The sequence below is a fragment of the Mycobacterium sp. NGS67 genome (assembly GCF_059812185.1).
On the sequence record NZ_JCALCF010000010.1, the window covers coordinates 148,255 to 165,979 of the forward strand.

General features: G+C 64.4%; 12 protein-coding genes. 3 read left to right on the plus strand and 9 right to left on the minus strand.

Annotated elements, in window-relative coordinates; genetic code table 11:
• Positions 1–27 precede the first annotated feature (27 nt).
• From AC5Y4D_RS12085 to AC5Y4D_RS12095, 3 genes are read right to left on the minus strand one after another with little or no spacing between them, the layout of a single operon-like run.
• Positions 28–1,584, minus strand: coding sequence for a serine/threonine-protein kinase (locus tag AC5Y4D_RS12085; RefSeq protein ID WP_499945359.1), 1,557 nt, complete (start codon positions 1,582–1,584; stop codon positions 28–30).
• Positions 1,585–1,631: 47 nt separating this feature from the next.
• Entirely contained in the window at positions 1,632–2,513 is an 882-nt protein-coding gene (locus tag AC5Y4D_RS12090; RefSeq protein WP_499945357.1) for a hypothetical protein, read from the minus strand.
• Between the two features lie 13 nt (positions 2,514–2,526).
• A complete protein-coding gene (locus AC5Y4D_RS12095) occupies positions 2,527–3,276 on the minus strand; it encodes an Rv3717 family N-acetylmuramoyl-L-alanine amidase (RefSeq protein ID WP_499945355.1) in 750 nt (249 codons plus the stop codon).
• Between the two features lie 171 nt (positions 3,277–3,447).
• Here AC5Y4D_RS12095 and AC5Y4D_RS12100 point away from each other — a divergent pair, with 171 nt between their 5' ends.
• Positions 3,448–3,870: a DUF6636 domain-containing protein gene (locus AC5Y4D_RS12100; RefSeq protein WP_499945353.1), complete on the plus strand. Its 423-nt coding sequence runs from the start codon at positions 3,448–3,450 to the stop codon at positions 3,868–3,870.
• A gap of 275 nt (positions 3,871–4,145) precedes the next feature.
• Here AC5Y4D_RS12100 and AC5Y4D_RS12105 read toward each other — a convergent pair whose 3' ends face one another.
• On the minus strand, positions 4,146–4,949 hold the full coding sequence (locus AC5Y4D_RS12105; RefSeq protein WP_500037236.1) for a hypothetical protein: 804 nt from the start codon (positions 4,947–4,949) through the stop codon (positions 4,146–4,148).
• 534 nt (positions 4,950–5,483) lie between these two features.
• On the opposite strand from AC5Y4D_RS12105, the gene AC5Y4D_RS12110 reads away from it, so the two are divergent.
• Positions 5,484–7,430 carry a serine/threonine-protein kinase PknD gene (locus AC5Y4D_RS12110; RefSeq protein ID WP_500037237.1) on the plus strand — a complete coding sequence of 649 codons (1,947 nt, stop codon included), beginning with the start codon at positions 5,484–5,486 and terminating at the stop codon, positions 7,428–7,430.
• Between the two features lie 395 nt (positions 7,431–7,825).
• The gene (locus AC5Y4D_RS12115) at positions 7,826–9,400 is read left to right on the plus strand and encodes a serine/threonine-protein kinase (RefSeq protein WP_499945347.1); all 1,575 of its coding nucleotides are present in this window, start codon (positions 7,826–7,828) and stop codon (positions 9,398–9,400) included.
• A 177-nt stretch (positions 9,401–9,577) separates the two neighbouring features.
• Here AC5Y4D_RS12115 and AC5Y4D_RS12120 read toward each other — a convergent pair whose 3' ends face one another.
• The 5 genes from AC5Y4D_RS12120 to AC5Y4D_RS12140 form a co-directional block, all read right to left on the minus strand.
• Positions 9,578–10,138, minus strand: a complete 561-nt coding sequence (locus AC5Y4D_RS12120) for a TerD family protein (RefSeq protein WP_499945344.1) — start codon at positions 10,136–10,138, stop codon at positions 9,578–9,580.
• A 353-nt stretch (positions 10,139–10,491) separates the two neighbouring features.
• Complete coding sequence (locus tag AC5Y4D_RS12125) at positions 10,492–11,643, minus strand: TRAFAC clade GTPase domain-containing protein (RefSeq protein WP_499945342.1); 1,152 nt, start codon at positions 11,641–11,643, stop codon at positions 10,492–10,494.
• A 5-nt stretch (positions 11,644–11,648) separates the two neighbouring features.
• Positions 11,649–12,482: a hypothetical protein gene (locus AC5Y4D_RS12130; protein ID WP_499945340.1), complete on the minus strand. Its 834-nt coding sequence runs from the start codon at positions 12,480–12,482 to the stop codon at positions 11,649–11,651.
• Positions 12,483–12,655: 173 nt separating this feature from the next.
• Positions 12,656–15,340 (minus strand): GAP1-N2 domain-containing protein, encoded by a 2,685-nt coding sequence (locus AC5Y4D_RS12135; RefSeq protein WP_499945338.1) that lies wholly within the window; start codon positions 15,338–15,340, stop codon positions 12,656–12,658.
• Positions 15,337–17,724, minus strand: coding sequence for a SaeA-related protein (locus tag AC5Y4D_RS12140; RefSeq protein ID WP_499945336.1), 2,388 nt, complete (start codon positions 17,722–17,724; stop codon positions 15,337–15,339). The genes AC5Y4D_RS12135 and AC5Y4D_RS12140 overlap by 4 nt, the downstream gene beginning before the upstream one ends.
• Position 17,725 lies beyond the last annotated feature (1 nt).

Sequence of the window (17,725 nt, forward strand, 5' to 3'; positions counted from 1 at the left end):
CCCTATACCCCCGCAACATCGCAGGAGCTACCAGAGGTAGACCACCGCCTCCTTGCCGCCGGCGCACCTGATCCAGGGGTTCGGACCGTCACCGACGCAGTGCATCACGAAGTTCCCCCCATCGCATTCCGCGCCCGGGACCGTCGAGCAGGAAACGGCTCCGCGCGCCGAAACCGTTCGCGGCGCGTTGGTGAGATTGCCGTAGGCGGACAAATACGCCTGCAGCACTGACTCGGCGAAATAGCACGACGTCTGCGGCGAACCCCGCCCGCCGCGGGACCCGTTCAGCTGCACACCCTGGTCGCAGGTCTGTCGATTGGCACTCTGGTCCGGGCCGGTCACCAGCGGCGGCGCGACATTGGCGGGGCGTGACGGGCTGGGCTGCGGCGGACTCGACGATGTTGGGTCCCCCGTGTACGGCGGAATCGTCGGCGGAACCGTCGCCGCCGACGACGCGGCCGGGGCCCGCGGCGAATCCCGTTGGGCCAGCAGTCCGATGATCATGCCGAGCGCGCCGAGAACCAACACCACGCAGCCCCCGATGACGGCGGGAACCACCCAGCCCCGCGCGTCGCGCTCCGGCGTTCGGCTCGCAACCATCGGTTGCGGCTCCGACGACCGAAACGCTTGCGGGTGGACCTGCTGATACTGCGGTTGTGGTTGGTACGGCAACTGCTGTGGCGGCGGCGCGGGCGGCCGGGTCGCGGCCTGTGTCGTCGGTTGTTCGATCGGGCCGGTAGCGGTGCGCGCGCCCGCGTGCAGCGCCCGCTCGGCGCCGCGGCCCAGTGCCCCGGCGCTCCCGTAACGGTCGTCGGGTTCCTTGGCCATGCCGCGGGCGATCACGTCGTCGAGTGCCGGCGGCACCCTCGGATTCGTCAGGCTCGGCCGCGGCGGCGGCGACGACAGATGGGCCGCGACCAGACCGCCCTGCGTCAAACCCGGAAATGGCAACTGGCCGGTCAGTGCTTCGTACAAGACGCAAGCCAGCGAGTAGACGTCGGCCGCGGGTGTGATGTCGGAGCTGGCGAAGCGTTCGGGCGCCATGTACGCCCACGAACCGATACGCATATCGGTAGCGGTCAGTCGGGTGTTCTCACCTACCGACTCGGCAATCCCGAAGTCGACCAGGTAGGCGAAATCGGCCGGGGTGACGAGGATGTTCTGCGGTTTGACGTCGCGGTGAACGAGGCCGTCGGCGTGCGCGGCGTCGAGGGCGGCGGCGATCTGGTTGACGATCATCACGGCCCGCGCCGGTTCGAGCGGACCCTTCGCCAACAGGCTCTCCAGATCTTTGCCGCGAACCAGGCGCATGTCGATGAAGAGCGAGCCGTCGATCTCACCGAAGCCGTGGATGGGGATGACGTGCGGTTCCTGCAATGTCGCCGCGGAGTGCGACTCCCGCTCGAAGCGGGTGCGGTATTTGCGGTCGTTGGCGTACTGACTCTTGATGATCTTCAGGGCGACGGTCCTGCCGATCTGGTTGTCGTACGCCTCGTAGACCTCCCCCATGCCGCCCTTGCCGAGCACGCCGGTGATCGTGTATTTGCCGAAGGTCGTGCCTACACGCTGATCTGCCGCTGACACCGTTATCGCCTCCCGTAGGGATTATGCGGCACGGCGCCCCGGATTTCTTAACCGCTCTCCTGGCATTGGCCGGCGGGCAGCTGGTCGAGGTGGCTGGTCAGCCACGTGGCGGCGGCGTCGAGGGCATGCCTGCCGTCCTCGAACGTTCCCGACGCCGGCTCTGCGGCGATTGCGACCGCGACCTTGCCGGTGGAGTTGCCGACGATTCCGAGCTGGCGCACCAGGTATTTGCCGGCCGGCGACGGACCCCAGCCACCCTTGAACTGCGCCCCGGGCATGGTGCCGATTCCCCAGCTCTGCTGCGGCTCGATTTCGCCCATCAACGCGAATACGGGTGCGTTGGCCCGGTTGCAGAAGGCGTTGGCGGTGAATCGCACCTGATCGGACAGCGACCAGATCGTCTGCCCGAACGCCGTGAATTCCTTTCGCAGCCTTCGGGATTCAACGGTCGTCGGATCGCCGGTCTCCCGCAGGACCTGCTCGACTTTCAGCGCCGCGGCGCCCGGATCGCCCAGGTGCTCCCAGAGCGCTTCGGCGGCGGCGTTGTCGGATGCGACGATGGCGGCTCTCATCTGCTCGGTGACTCTGCCCTGTTGCCGGTAGGCGGCGATCACCAGCGGCACCTTGATGGTCGACCAGGCCGGGCCCGAGTGCCAGTCGCCGAATGTGGTCACCGGCTGCGCGGCGCCGACCGGGGTGACCGCCAGGCCCATGGTGGCGTTCAGCGTGCGGGCCATCTCGACGAATTCCGCGGCCAGATCGACCGCTTGCGGGGGCGACGGCCTTGGTGGTGCCGACGAGCCGGGCGGCATCGTCGCCGTCGCCGGAGCCGGAGCGGGAGTCGGAGTCGGAGACGGCGCGGTCCGGTAGGTGTAGACGGCGGTGACGGTCACGACCGCGGCGGCCGCGACCAGCGCGGCGACCACCACGATCGCACGACGGCTACCGCGCTTTGGCTTGGAGATAAGCGACTATCCCTTGGGTGACCGCGGCGGCGTACCTGGCGCGCCCGTCGGCGCTTTCCATGGTGGCGACGTCGTCGGCGTTCTTCATGTTGCCGAGTTCGACCAGCACGGCCGGGTATTCGGCGAAGTTCAGGCCGGCGAGGTCGGCCCGCCCGTACAAGCCGTCGGAGCCGATGTAGTTGGACGGGGAGAAGCCGGCGGCGAGCAGGGCGCTGCGCATCGCGTTGGCGAGCTGAATCGACGGGCCTTCCTGGGACGGCTGCAGCGGGGGTGCCGAGTAGTTGACGTGAAAGCCGTGCCCGGACGCGGGGCCGCCGTCGGCGTGGATGCTGACGATCGCGTCGGGGTGCGCGGCGTTGGCGCGGGCGGCGCGGTCGTCGATGCAGGGACCGGCGGAGGCGTCGTCACCGCGGGAGAGCGGGGTATTGACGCCCATCCCGTTCAGGTTGGCCGCGACCATGGTGGTGACGTCCCAGGTGAAGGCGTGTTCGGGATAACCGTCGCCGGCGGCGGTGCCCGAGGTGTTGCACGGCTTGGTGCCATTTCGACCGTTGGGGACTTGCCGGTTGATCGACGCGTCGGCGACAGCATTGTGGCCCGGGTCGAGGAAGACGGTCATTCCGGCGATACCGGCCGCCGCGGCGGGCGGCCCGGTGACCAGACCAGCCAGGACCAGTGGTGCCCCGGCCGCGTATTTCAGCACGTCACGCCTGGATACTCGGCTCACCGCGCGATGGTAACAACCGCTACCGGTGATGCGCCCTTCACCCGAGACGCCGCAACCTGCGTATCACTTCGGCGCCGGCTTAGAACAACGCACCAAACCGGCCGCCTGATCTCTGCATGGTTCGCAGGGTAACGGCACCCACCGACATCCCCGGGCGGCTAGGCTTCGGCGATGCGGATCTGGTGGATAACGTCGATGGCTGCGGTGTCGGCAGGGACTGCACTGGCCTTGCCGGCCGCCGCACACGCGGAGTCGAAGTACTTCCAGTCGCCGTCGGGGAACATCACCTGCGCGCTGGACGCCCAGCTCGTCCAATGCGACATCAGCGACTACACCTACACACCGCCGCCGCCTCCCGAATGCGCCAAACACATCAGCTGGGGGGACAGATTCACGTTGACCCCGGGCCGGCGGGGGGCTATCGAATGCCACGGTGACACAACGAAATTGCCCGGTGAGCCGACGCTGAACTATGGCCAGAGCATCACCGCCGGCACGTTCACCTGTGTCAGCGAGCAGTCCGGCGTGCAATGCACCGACACCAACAGCAAGCATTTCTTCCGGGTCTCGCGAGACTCTTTCGAGCTGGGTTAGTCGATTTCGTTGCCGCCCAAGCGCGTTCGCACGACGGCGGACTGGTACCGGAATCTGCGTACCGCTCAACGCGGCACACTCACCTGGAGAGCTCGCACGTATCAGGTGGAACGGCCCGAGATCGTGTGCGGCGCCGAGCCGTTGCGGGCGTGGCCGGCCGGGTCTCGAATAATGTTGCGCGCAGCCGGTATTCGGCAGTTCGTATGGGTGCACCAGACCCCCCGGCGGGATCGATGCTGCTGATGCCTGAACGGCACAGGCCGAAATGCGTGGCCTTACGCGCCAATGCGGCCGATCGCCAATTGTGCCAATAGCCGTAGCCTGTCGCAGGACCCGTAGCCCTGGGTCACTCGCAGCAGGCGGCCGCCGTCCAGCAGGACGAGCAGCGTGGTGGCCGGCGGAGTGGTCGTGAGTTCTTCCAGGCAGTCCGCCCTGATCCCGATCCCGTCGACAACGGTCCCGGGGCCCGTCGCAGTCGTCAGTGCGAACTGCGCGGCGGCGTCGACCGGGAAAGCGCCGGGCAGCTGCAGGTCGATCTCCACATCGGCTACCTCGTCGCCCGGTTTGTCATAGAGGCAGGCGATGTCGACCGACCCGGTGTCGGTGCCCAGCGGCTCCGCGCGGACCGGACCGCCCATGATGCCGGCAGCCTCGACGGTCGTAACCCAATCGCACGGCCGAAACGCGGGCGGCGATGCGGGGTCGACCTCGGCGAGTTCGAGCGTCACGGGGCCATGGCGACCGGTCGGGGCGCCGACCGCCGGCGACACGGCGACGATCCGATACGTCTTCTCCCCGGCGCGGGCCGGGTTGTGCAGCGGGTCGTGCCCGTCGGAAGCGACCGCACGAAGGTTGTCCCAGCACCCCAGTGCTCCGTTTTTGGCCTGGTAGAGCAGCCCGCCGACGACGTCCGGCAGCGGCCGTGGCCACGATTGGGAGTCGCACAGCTGTTGCACCGTCGTCGGCCCGGGGCTCGCGGTGATGGTCGGCGACGGCCGCGCTTCACGATGGGCCGGCGAACACCCCGCAGACACCGCGACGGCAACGACGCCGAGCCCGGTCGTGAGTCTCGCTCGCACTGACGTCCCCTCTCCTGGGCTTGCGCGCCAGTTAATGCTGCTCGCGCCGCTACCAGTCCCAACTACGCGCTCCAGATGCGAAGATCTGCGCGGTTGCGCCGATGTTCTGCGCTGCGGCTGCGGCGATGCTGGCTGTCATGAGCAACCAACCGGACGTTCGGGTGCGCCGAACCGGTAGAACCGGCGCGCTGACGGCCCGTGTGTCCGTGATCGCGGCCAACGGGAAGTGCTGCGCGAGAACAGGATTGGCCCGTCCCGGGCCGGATCTTCGGCGCTGCGCATCGGACGGGCGGCTTCGGAAAGTATGGGCAACAAAGATATTGGCGAGTGGTCAGCCGTCTCGCCACGGATCATGCAGTCGCATGGGTACGCCACAGCGCATTTCGTCTCGCGAGTGCAGTGAGTTCAGGAGGTAGAGCAATGCAGACAAGCTATGTCGAAGACGCTGCTAGGCAGGGCCAGCCTAGCGATCCACCCCAAAGTGGGAGCATTATGGTTTGGCCGGATGCTGGCGGAAATGGATGGAGGGGTTCGTTGGAGGGAACTCCGTTCGGTAAGTACCAGTTGATCGAGTTGCTGGGGCGTGGCGGCATGGGCGAGGTGTGGCGGGCCTATGACACCGGCACCGAGCGGGTCGTCGCGCTCAAGATCCTGCCCTCCGAAATCTCCAACGATCCGGTCTTCCAGCAACGGTTCCGACGCGAAGCGCACTCGACCGCACGGCTGAACAATCCACACCTGATTCCCATCCACACCTACGGCGAAATCAACGGACGCTTGTTCGTCGACATGCGGCTGATCGAGGGCCGCGACCTCCAGGCCGAGCTCAACACCGGCCCGCTGGCTCCGGTTCGGGCGGTGGGCATCATCGATCAGGTTGCCAAGGCGCTCACCGCCGCGCACCGCGACGGGTTGCTGCACCGGGACGTCAAACCGTCCAACATCTTGCTCGACCACGACGATTTCGCCTACCTCATCGACTTCGGAATCGCTCGCGCGGCAGGCGATTTGGCCTTGACCAAAGCCGGGGACTTCGTCGGGACGTGGCACTACATGGCCCCTGAGCGGTTCAGTACCGCCACCGTCGACGCGCGCTCGGACGTCTATTCCCTGTCTTGTGTGCTTTACGAGTGCCTGACCGCGCAGCACCCCTTTCCCGGCACCACCCTGCAGCAACAAGTCACCAGTCACCTCACCGCACCTCCCCCGCGACCGTCGAGCACGAATCCTGGCCTGCCGGGCGGGCTGGACGTCGTCGTCGCGAAAGGGATGGCCAAGCACCCCGACGATCGCTACGACACCGCCGTGGAGTTGGCCCGCGCCGCCAGCCAGGCCCTCACGTCGCCGCACGAGTCGCCCACCCAGATGCGGCCGGTTGTGGTCGACCACGCGCACTACGGAGCCCGTTCCGACGCCCGTTCACCGGCATTCGCGCCGGTTCAGACTCCCCCGCCGCAGCCGCCGCCCCCGCGGGCACCGGCCCCGCGGACGCCACCACCACAGCAGAACCCGGGCCCACCCACCATGGCGCGTCCGGTGACGTCTCCGCCCCCGTCCCCGGTGCGAACCCCGACCGCGGGGCGGCCGCCGGAGGTACAGCGTCCACCGTCGCAGCCGTGGTGGCGCCGCAAGGCCGTCGCGGTCTCGGGCGCTCTGGTCGCCGTGGTCGCTGTCGTGGCGGGACTGGTCGCCTTCGGCGGCAACTCCGGACCCGCTACCGAAGAGTTCGAACAGGTGACACTGCCGTTCACCGGCTTGACCGAACCGCAAGGCCTGTCGGTGGACTACGCCGGTACGGTCTATGTCGCCGACAGCCCACACAACCGGATCCTGGCGCTGTACGTGGGCTCGGATACCCCGCACGTGCTGCCGTTCGACGGGCTGAACTACCCGACCGGGGTGACAGCCGACCACGGCGGCTCGGTTTACGTCAACGACTCCGGCAACAGGCGGGTGCTGGTGCTTCACGCGAGCTCACAGAAGCAAGAAGTGCTGCCGTTCAAGGACCTGGAGAATCCGACCGGCCTCTCGGTGGATGGCAGCGGGACCGTCTATGTCGCCGACACCGCAACGAACCGGGTCGTGATGCTGCGCAACGGTTCGAACCAGCAGGAGGAGGTGCCGTTCACCGGCCTCAGCAGTCCGACCGGTCTGGTGGTGAACAGCGGCGGAACGGTTTATGTGGGCGACGGAGGCAACAATCGAGTGCCGATGTTGCCCGCGGGCTCGAAAGATCAACAGGAGCTGAAGTTCCAGGGTCTGAAGAAACCCGGCGGTGTCACGTTGGACAGCGACGGCGCGGTGTACGTCAACGACACCGGGAACGATCGGGTCCTCAAACTGCCCGCGAAGTCGACGACCCAGGTCGAGCTGCACTTCACCGGCCTCGACAACCCGTGGGGTTTGGCGGTGGACAGGAACGGCACCGTCTACGTCGGTGGTCGCAACAACAAGATCGTGGCGCTCAAGCCGAAGAAGTGAGCGGACCCCTCGCGTGGGTCAGGTCGGCTGTGTCTGCGTGAGTAGCAAACCTCCGGTCCGATGTGTCCGCACTTGCCGAACGATACGACTATTGGTGTAGCGAGCCTGCTGGCGCCTTTGCCACATCGGCACCGGGGGGCGGCACTAATCAGGTGAGTTGCGGTGCCCGTCGTCCCGCTTCGAGCTGCCCGAATACCACAAACGTCACATCAGCAACATCGGGCTCAGGGGCACAGCGCGTCGGCACAACTCAGTCGCCAGTCATCAAACACATACCCTCAGCGCCGCTCCGCCTCGCGTTGCCACTAGATGACATCATCCGTTCTTGGCAAACTTCGCGTTTATGTCAGACCTCTGCCGGATACTGGCCATAAAGAGGAGAGGTAGGGGTTTTCGTGAGGTCACTCGTGGGCGGAACCTTTGGCAAGTACGAGATCAATCGGCTGCTCGGCAAAGGCGGCATGGGTGAGGTCTACGAGGCGTTCGACACCGACAAGCGCAGAAGAATCGCGTTGAAGGTGCTGCCCGAGGAATATGCGGACGACGAAACCTTTCGCATCCGGTTCCTGCGCGAGTCGCGTGCCGCGGCGATCCTCGATGAACCGCACGTCATCCCGATTCACGACTGGGGCGAGATCGACCGGACCCTCTACATCGATATGCGCCTGGTCCAGGGCCCTACCTTGCACGAGTTGCTGCGCGCGGAGCCGCTCGACCCGGAGCGCGCGGTCGACATCATCCAACAGGTGGCCGCGGCGTTGGATGCGGCGCATGCACAGGGACTGATCCACCGCGACGTCAAACCGCAGAACATCATCGTCACGCCCAACGACTTCGCCTACCTGGTCGACTTCGGCATTGCCGAGGCTCCGGGTGACACGCACCTGACCGTGGCGGGATACAAAGTGGGCAGCTTCGCCTACATGTCTCCCGAACGGTTCGACGACGAGGAGACGACGTCCGCGGTCGACGTCTACTCACTGGCCTGCGTGCTGTACGAGACGTTGACCGGCAGACCGCCGTTCTCCGGCAACAGCCACCAAGTGATGGCCGCGCATATGTCGTCGCCCCCGCCCCGGCCCAGCGCGGTGAATCCGCGGGTGCCGGCGGCGCTTGACGCCGTCGTTGCCCGCGGTATGGCGAAGGAAGCCGATGACCGGTACGGCAGTGCGGGAGCGTTGGCGCGCGCGGCGAAACGTGCCTTGACGGCTCCGAAGATCAACCTGAACAAGACGGCTTTCGCAGAATCGCAGGCCCCGACGCAGCAGGCGCAATACTGGCCACCCCCCAGGGTCGCCGACGTTGCATTCCCCCCGCAGGATCGGGACGACAGCGCGAACCGCTACCTCGTCCCCACCCTGGTGGTGATCGCCGCCGCGTTGGTCGTTGCGGTCGTAGTTCTGACGGTAGGCATTGTGGCCAACCGGAAGTCCGACTCGAATGACTACTCGCCGGCCATCGCCTATCCGACTTCTGGGCAGCCAACCTACCAACCCTCCTACCAAACGACGACGGAACCGACGACGAAGTCGCCGACTTACCCGACGACGACGCGGTCGACGGATGCTCCGACCCACGCACCGTCCGGGGCTAGGTCAGCCGAGCAACAACTCGCGCAGATCGCCGACGCTGACCGTCCTTACGTGTACAGCCGACTCACCGAGAGCTGGGTCCCGCAGTTGAGTTCCAAGCGGCCCGGCACTGTCGACAACGGAGTGACGTGGGATCTCGCCATGGCGCTGAACGAGCATCAACGGTTGCGGCAGGTGTACGGCGCCAGACTGTTGTGGTCGGGCCAGTGGTCGACGTTCTCGACGTCGGATTATTGGGTGACGATCGCCGATGTCGGTTACACCGGCAAGCAAGGCGCCTTGGCATGGTGCCGGAGTCACGGGTTCGACCGTGACCACTGCATCGCCAAACTGATCAGCACGACGCATGGCGTGGACGGAAGCACCGGCTACAACTGAGCCATTTTGGGTCAAATGCCTTGTACGCCAGCGCGTTCGGCCAGCCAAACCAGCATCTCGTCCGCCGCGCGGGTGTCCACTCAATCCTTGGCGAACTCGCCGTAAAACCTCGGTTCGGAGCGGACACCTTTCGCCAGGCAACGTCCGATGTCTCCTCCACAGCTACTCGAGTGGCGCCTACTCGACATTCACACCGTAATCGAGAGCAATGCCTCGCAAACCCGACGCATATCCCTGCCCGATAGCGCGAAATTTCCATTCTCCGGCACGCCGGTACAATTCGCCAAAGATCATCGCAGTTTCGTTTGAAGCATCTTCGTACAGGTCGTAGCGTGCCAGTTCAGTACCGGTCGTACTGTCGACAACACGGATGTACGCGTCGCGCACTTGTCCGAACGTGTGTCCTTGATTGCTTTCGTCATAGATAGATACCGAAAAATAGATATTCGTGACATCGATCGGCACCGCAGGTAGGTTGACGTTGATCATCTCGTCCTCACCCTCGCCCGATCCCTCGCGTTTGTCGCCCTCGTGTTCAATCGAGCCGTCCGGTGAATGCAGATTGCCGTAAAAAACGAAATGCTTGTCAGAGAGCACTTGGTGATTCTCACCGCAGGCGAGCGCGCTGGCATCCAGGTCGTAGCTGCTGTTCCAGCCCAACTCCACGGTCACCTTGGTCAGATCAGGGGCCAGCTTCTTCAGAGAGACGTTGCCGCCTTTATTCAGTGTGACACCCATACCGTTCGCCTTTCACCCGTGTGATGAAGTTGCTTCCCGCTAAGACCGATGGTGGACACGTTAGTACATAGAGTTCCTGGCATCGGTGCGCTCATCAGGGCCGGCACCGATCACCGCGGTCGACTCCGCATCAATAGCTTTCATAGATCGCCTCGCGTACGTAATCCCCAGCAACAATGGCATTGCCCGCGTCAAGCGCCCTCAATTCCGCGCGCTCATTCATGGCCAGCGCATAGTTCCTCGTGTTAGTGATCCTCGGTCACTTCACCGCAAGGGCTCACGCGATGGACCTTCACATCAGCGACCAACACACCACCACTTACAAAACACCACGGGACGCAACCTGTGTTGCTTCACGCCAGCACCCCGCGGTCTGCGTAAACCCACCTCACCGGGTCCATGCATCGGAACGGGCAAATGCCACTAGCACTGATCTGTTGGCCGTGCGGAGCGCCGCCCAGAGCGGACACTGCAAAGAAGCGATGGTTGTACTGGCGTCCGTTGTGCGGGTTTACCATCGCGCGCAGCATTGGACCGGCATCAAGTCGTTGCAGCAGGCTGTGAACTTCGGCGTGCAGTAGCCACCCATCGTCGTCGTTGTAGCGACCCGCGACCAGACCAGGATCCCGCGCGAAGGCGGCACCTGTGTTGGACATGATTTGGCCGAAGTAGCTGCTGCGTACCTTTCGAAGCTCCTGTAGCGCATCGAATTTCGACAGAATCACCGCCAGTCGGGGATTACCGTCACCGATGAGGCGCATCACCGTGCGCAATACCTCACGAGGGTCGCCCCCGGTCGCGGCGTCGGTCGGTATCAGGTCGCGGAGGTGGTCGCGAACCTCCTCCACCCGCATGGGGTCGAAGAGGAACAAGACGGCGTCCGCCGCTGAAAAGAACTCCCAAGGTCGTCCACCGACGTTGTGGTTCTCCAGGTCCTCCCCCGCCACGTCGCGAATGACCAGGAATTCCCGCGTGCCGTTCCACAACCCGAGACTGAAGATCAACGGCTCGTGGTGATTTCCCCCCGTTTCCGCCTTCGGGGTCGGCGGAAGAATGCCGCGCTCTTCGTAGAGAGGCTTCTCATAGTTCTCTCTATATCGTTCGCGCGTATCGCTGTTGGCGAAATCCATCTCTCGATGATCCCGTTCCAGATGGCGCTGGAGCTGTTTGATCATCACCGCGATATACACCGTCTTGCCGGTCGTACGGGCACCGGCCATGGCGACGCAGGTGGCATTGCCGAAACGCCAATGTGGCGGCAAATGGTAATGGCATACCGGACAGATTTCGATGACCGGCCCGTCTAACTCGCGTTCAGCCTGCTGGAGCGGACCGTCGGGCGGAGAACCGGGCGGAAGATGGTATTCGACAATTTTGCCCATCGACACCGACCGGCCACGAAAGTCGCTTGCCACCTCATCGGGTGCGGGGTCGCGTGGTTGAGCCTCGGCCCACACCGAACGGTTTTCGGGAACCGCATTGAAGCATCGCGGGCACTTGGTCATACGGGTCAATCCCGTCCGCATAAGGGCGCCACGATCGCTGCGACCGCCTGGTCGATGAGGTGCGGATTGGCGTCGTAGAACGAGTCGGCGCGAACGCCGGCGGGCGGCGGAGGCAACACAGCACCCGAGAAACCGGGATAGCGCCGGGCAGACTCCGAGAGCACCAGCAGACTAACCGGAAACGTCTGCTGGGCGGGCCGAATCGCCACATCAGTGATCACCACCGCCAGCCCGGTAGATCCGGCGATGCGTCCTACCGCCGCATCGAGATTCGCGCCGATGCCGTAGCCGGATCGGTCCAGCGCCGCTATTGCCCGCGCTCCAAGCTCACCGACCGATTCCGTGGAAATCTCGGTGTAGCAGCCATCGGCCAGGCACGTGCGCAGCGGCTGTGATCCCCCTACTACCGCCGCAATGCCCGCCACAAGATCAGTTGCAGCAGAGAGAGTTCCGTTAGCAACAAGTGACGCCACCGACGTCGAGGCATCGATAACACAACCCACTGTTACCTGGCGCTCAGGGGGCAGCGAATCCATGCCGAGCGCACCCCGGCACGCCACCCGAGCGCGGCTGGCCAACGCGGGCAGCGGTGCATCCGCAGCAGTAAGCCGCGTTGTTACGGTCACCTGATCAGGGCTTGCCGGCGCGATGGTGGCCAATTCGATCGAAGCCAGGCCGGATACCTCGCGCGGTGCAAGTTCGGCGTAGTCCGCATCCAAGTCCTGGGTGCTGTCCGGCCCGATTGTCACATGCAGGACGGTGTCCTCATCGAACTGCGATCGTGACTCAGGCACAGCGGCGATGACGATCTCTTCGTCGATACGCGGCACGATGATCATCCCCGCCGAATACGTGCGTACCGGAGCTTCGGCGCCACTGAGCAGGCGTGCCACCAGGCGCACGCTGGAGGTGTGCGAGCCGACGACCGCCAGTGTCACCGACAACGGTCGCCGCGGCAGCCGAGCGGACCCGGCGCCGTCGAGCAGGTAGGTTGCCACAGCTGTGTTTCCTCTCAGCTCGTCCAGCGAAACGCTGATCGCTGCTGAACTTTGGTGATATTTCTGTCCTGCAACCACTCGCGAGCGGCGCGTTGGTAGCCGTCGAAAAAGATTTCGGCCTGATCAGCACTCAGTCCGCGAACCACGGACCACACACCATCACGAATGGCAGCCGCGTCCGTCGGGCCGCTGTACACACCGCGCCGGACCAAAGTGTCGACCACCACATCTGCCCACGATGGGCGCCCATTCGAGTAGTCGGTGGCAGTGGTCAGCAAAGTCGGCAGTTCGAGTTCTCTTCCGATACAGCGCAATATCGCGTGCGCCACGATCCACTCGACATCGATGAGACGAATCTCCACCAGGTCGGCGACTAGCTCGACGACCTCGTCGGCACGGTCCGACAGCCCCCGACGAAGTTCCCGCGCGGCGGGATTTTCGATGTCCCATGCCGCCTCTCCGCGGGATTGACCCAGGGTGAACAGCACCGCAACAGTTTTCACCAAGTCATCGGCCAGCTCGGCGACATGGTCGGGAGGCAGGTTGTCCAAGACGGTCGAAACGCATTCCCGCAGGGCTTGTTCGACACGCTCCGCGGGCCACGGCCGCGGTGTGTGGTACAGCGCGCGCAGTCGCGCGGTCGCCACCGCGCAGAAGTCCCACACACCAGGCGATGGCGGCAGTATCGTGCCGGCGATTCTTTCGATCAACTCAATCGGCAGCGGCTCGTAGTACAGAGCGAAAATCGCGATAGCGGGCCCGACCCGTCGGGGCCACCGGTTGAAGATGTCGGGGAGTTCGTGCGTCAAGGGGCCCCGGACGCTCAGTTCGGTCACCAATTCGCGACACTGGTCATCCGGCAGGTCTTCGGCGGCTAGGGCGAAGTGGATCGCGTCCCTCGCCAGTCGCGCGGCGGCGCTCGCGGTGAGGGCATGCTTTTCTGGATTGCGAACCGCAGCAGCGATATAGCGTGGCAGCAGCACGCAATCGTAAGCATGCGGATTGGGCGGAATACCTGGGGCGCTGTGGTCACCGAACAGCCACTGCCATACGTCGTGATCGATGGCGTTCAGCACGGAAGCGGACTGGCCTGCGACCACGGGCCGCAGGACCAGTTCGCGTGTAGAGAGGCTGATCGCGACATCTTCGAGCAAGGGGCGAGCCGCGACGCAATCGGTCAGCGTGCTGACCGATGCAGGACTGATCAACGCAATCAGGTTCGCGGTCTTGCGTGCAGGATCAGGGTCGGCGCGACCAAGCCGGTCGAGCACTTCGACAACGCGCAGCTGTCCGCGCAACGACTGCATCGGATTCGCCGACGATGACGTCAATCGGTCCAGCGCATCGACGATCTCTTGCCGCAGCGCCTCGATGTCGACGACCGGCTCGCGGGGAACATCGGCGAGGGACCCGCTGAGAATCCAGTCGGGGTCTTTCAGGATGTTTTGCAGCAGATTATTTGCCGCCCAAGCCAATCCATTGCGACGCTGACGCGCCCGCAGGAACCGAACGTAGGCGTCGGCTACATTCGTAGGGGCTGTTGCCGCCAATGCTGCAGCTACCGTGGAGCCGATCCACTCAACGCTGTAGGCGTGGCCCGGTGCGTTGTCGGCAATCACGCAGTCGGCGTCGTTATGAAACTCGCTGAGTTCTCGGTCGTGACGCACCGCAATAGCAAGCGGCCACTCGGGAGCCAAATCGTAATCACCCAGTTCGCTTGCGATCGAATCCTGTTGCGCCAACAGCCTTGCCGCCGAAACTTCGTCGGCAAGCACTCCTTCGGCCAGCACTGACCAACCAGTGACGCTCACTGTCCCGGTGCTGCTGCGGTGACTTGCCCCAAACTGACCGATACTCGGTTCTTCATACTCGTCGATCGCAATCCAGTCGCCGGTCGGTGCATCGGCTGCGCGTTCGTTCGCGACTACGACGAGATGGATGCCACGACTGAGATTCGTTGTCGCCAGCGCAACGTCGTCGTGGGTGGACCAGCTGAACCTGCGGGCCGTCCCCGGTGACATGAAATAGCTCAGGGCTGCGATCCACAGCGGGCCGCTTTCGATGTCATCCGTCATCAGCATCACGCCCGGGCCTCCGGCCATGGCTGCGTGAACGGCATCCAGCAATACCCGGAACACGCTCTGGCGGTCCACGGTGGTGCCGGTAAGAAACCCAATGACGGCCGCCGCGGTGATGTGTTCACTGGGCTCGGGAGCGCTGTCACCGTCAAGGGTGGCAGCAGCGACTTCTGCGGCACCGTACGGCTGCAGCCACTGCGCAGACCGCCAGAGTTGGATCGGCCGAAGCGTCGAGGCGGCGGAAATGTCACGGTCGAGTAATACATGGGCGAACACGTTGCCGGGACGTCCCGTCGCATCCCTGCCCGCATCCACGGTGTGCCAATAAGCGGCGGTGCGAACGTCGAAGGGCGCGTACACCAATCGGGCCGGCCGAGCGGCGATCTCATCAGGCGTGGGATAGGTCGGCAACGGCGTGCCGACGTTGAAACTGGTGGCGATTCGCGCCGTCAAAGCCTGTCGTTCCACGACGGTGAGGTCACCGTCTTCATCCTTGACCTGCCAACCACCCCCGGTACCAGAGCCGTCGTCGAACGAGGTGTAGATCAGTTGCGCGTAGCGCGGCGCATAGCTGTCGAGCGGGACGCTGCGCGAAACATTTTGCGGCGAGGGGGCGCTCATTGTGCCGCTCCCGGCACAGGGTCAAACCAGCGCAGATTTTGCAGCGGCGGATCGGTCAAGGCATAGCGCTTGGTCCGATCGGCCACCGATGCGATGAAGAGGCGGAAAAAGCCTCGGTGCCATGCCCAGTCAACCTGCCAACCGGTGCGGTAATCGCCCCGCGGAATTGCGTCAAGCGAGCATTGCGGCGTGAGTTCACCACCGCGCGGCGGCCTGAAGTAGACGTGTTCACCGTCGTTTGGACTCAACGGAAATCGGTCGCGATTATTCACCATTACCAACGCCACCGGTGACTCGATGGCATGGTCACTTCGTAACAAGACATCCCTGACGTGCGGCGGCGAATCATTTCGCGATTCGAGCGCGTAATGCAGTCGGTGCAATCCCGCATAATGCAACGCCGTTATCTGTCCACGCACCTGTTCCCCCCGCGAGAAAGCCACTGGGACAAGGCAAACGGCGCAACCCTTCGGTTCCAGCCGCCGTGGCAGGATGATCGCCCCGTCGCGGCGGTACTGACTTTTGCTGATTTCAGTCAGTGGTTGACTGCGCTCACAGATCTCCTCGGGGCTGAGCGTGGCGCTACCCACGTAAACCAGCACCGCCGCTGCGTGATTGGGCCAACCGAAAGTGATGATCTCGGTATCGAAGCGCTCGATGATCTCGACGTCACTGACCGGTGGAAGCGGACGGGTCTTGACCTTAGTGGTGCCGATACGGGCCTTGCCACCCAACAGGGTGACGGGCGTCAGGTACGCACGATCCCAGGATGCAGGCCATGGCACGCCGGCGATGCGGGAACGGCCGGTATCGGCCGCGACAACGGGATCTTTGATCAGCGCCTCGTCGTCAAAGCCCTGCACCTGTAGCGCGGCCTCGGGCATTTCACTACCGGCCAACCCCGGCGGCGGCGGTGTGTTGACGCGGTACACCCGCACCTGCCCGGCTTCCGGTGTCGACCACGTCAAGTCTAAACGTGAATTATCTTCGCTGATAACGACTTCCATATCATCGACCCTGCCAAGGACGACCGACACCAGAATCTCCTGCTGACGCGGTCGCGACAATCGCACCGACGTACCAACGGTGACCTCGGCCAGTGCTCGGTACAGATAGCGCATGCCGCGGCTCGCCTCGTTGTCGACGAAGCCGGTCAAGTTGGTTTGGCCGGCGCAAATCTGGTTGCGCGGGTCGTCGCGCACGGGTGCGCTGCCCTCCAACGGAATACGGTATACCCGCACTGACCGGGTACCGGGGTAGGTCGTCCACCGGCCTATCACCCGACCCTCGTCCTCGGTGACATTGAAATCGTCTACCGGACTTACCTCTTGACCCTCGGCAATAAGGAAGGGTTGATTGTGTCGGGCATCTTCATTGTCGATGCCGACGTGGCACCACACCTGGTAGTGGCGTACCGCGCAAGTCAGGAAGCGGTTGTCGTGCACATGCAGAGAGGTCGTTACTGCCACCAGATCGCCGGCTTCCGGCTTGAACGGTGCCGCCGCATCATCGCCGGAGACGACGCGATAAATGACCATCTTGCCGGCTTCGGGTAGGAACGGCTCGTAGGCCAGCCGCAAGCCATCTTGCGTCCCTTTGATCGTGACGGGTCCGACCTTGACGTCGGACTCGCCGTACTCGTAGTCGCAGAAGTCTCGGTGCGTGAGGTCCCGGAGAATGCCCTCGACTTGCTCGTGTCGCGGCGGTACGGCCCGAGGTTGCGGTTGCCGCTTGACCGGTGGCCCGGCCGGGACAGGGGGTGTTGACGCTCGGGGTGGCGGGGCGACCGGCGGCGACGACGCAGTCCCGGATGCGGGATCAGCGAATTCCGCTATCACAGCCGCGATTTCACGACCAAGGTAGGCCGCCGGCCCGGGCAGCTTACGGCCGATCTGGTCAGCATCAGTGTGTCCGAACTTGACCAGATTTCGCAAAGTGACGTCTTTGATCAAGACCGCGCCTTCGGCTCCCTCCGAGATGCGACGGGCACGCCACTGCATCAGCGCCGCCACAACCTCAGCGTTGCGGTCCGGTGGCGTCACCTCGGAGTCGGGCGCAGAACCGATGTCTGACGGCGGCGGTTCGACTGAGGAGGTCGTCGCTTCGGGAGTCGGCAGGTCGTTGGTGGGGCTCATGAGTTCATCCGGCAACTGGTCGAACGCGATAGCTGGACTCACACCGAACTTGACCTGTTGCAGCAGGAACTCGATCGTCGGCACCCATGCTGCCAACACCGGTGAAGCGACACGCTCTGTCCACTCCGCGGGATGCGCGGCGACGGACGCCAATTCGTCCGCCGTCGGGGGTGCGACACCAGCGGCGGCAAGTCGCTCGGCAAAGATGGTCAATACCTCAAGACGCTTCGATTCCTTCGCATCGGCCATG

Bases quoted from the DNA above. Each gene is read 5' to 3' on its own strand.
- AC5Y4D_RS12100 (WP_499945353.1), top strand. From the start codon at position 3,448: ATGCGGATCTGGTGGATAACGTCGATGGCTGCGGTGTCGGCAGGGACT.
- AC5Y4D_RS12120 (WP_499945344.1), bottom strand. From the start codon at position 10,138: ATGGGTGTCACACTGAATAAAGGCGGCAACGTCTCTCTGAAGAAGCTG.
- AC5Y4D_RS12125 (WP_499945342.1), bottom strand. From the start codon at position 11,643: ATGACCAAGTGCCCGCGATGCTTCAATGCGGTTCCCGAAAACCGTTCG.
- AC5Y4D_RS12130 (WP_499945340.1), bottom strand. From the start codon at position 12,482: ATGATCATCGTGCCGCGTATCGACGAAGAGATCGTCATCGCCGCTGTG.
- AC5Y4D_RS12135 (WP_499945338.1), bottom strand. From the start codon at position 15,340: ATGAGCGCCCCCTCGCCGCAAAATGTTTCGCGCAGCGTCCCGCTCGAC.
- AC5Y4D_RS12140 (WP_499945336.1), bottom strand. From the start codon at position 17,724: ATGGCCGATGCGAAGGAATCGAAGCGTCTTGAGGTATTGACCATCTTT.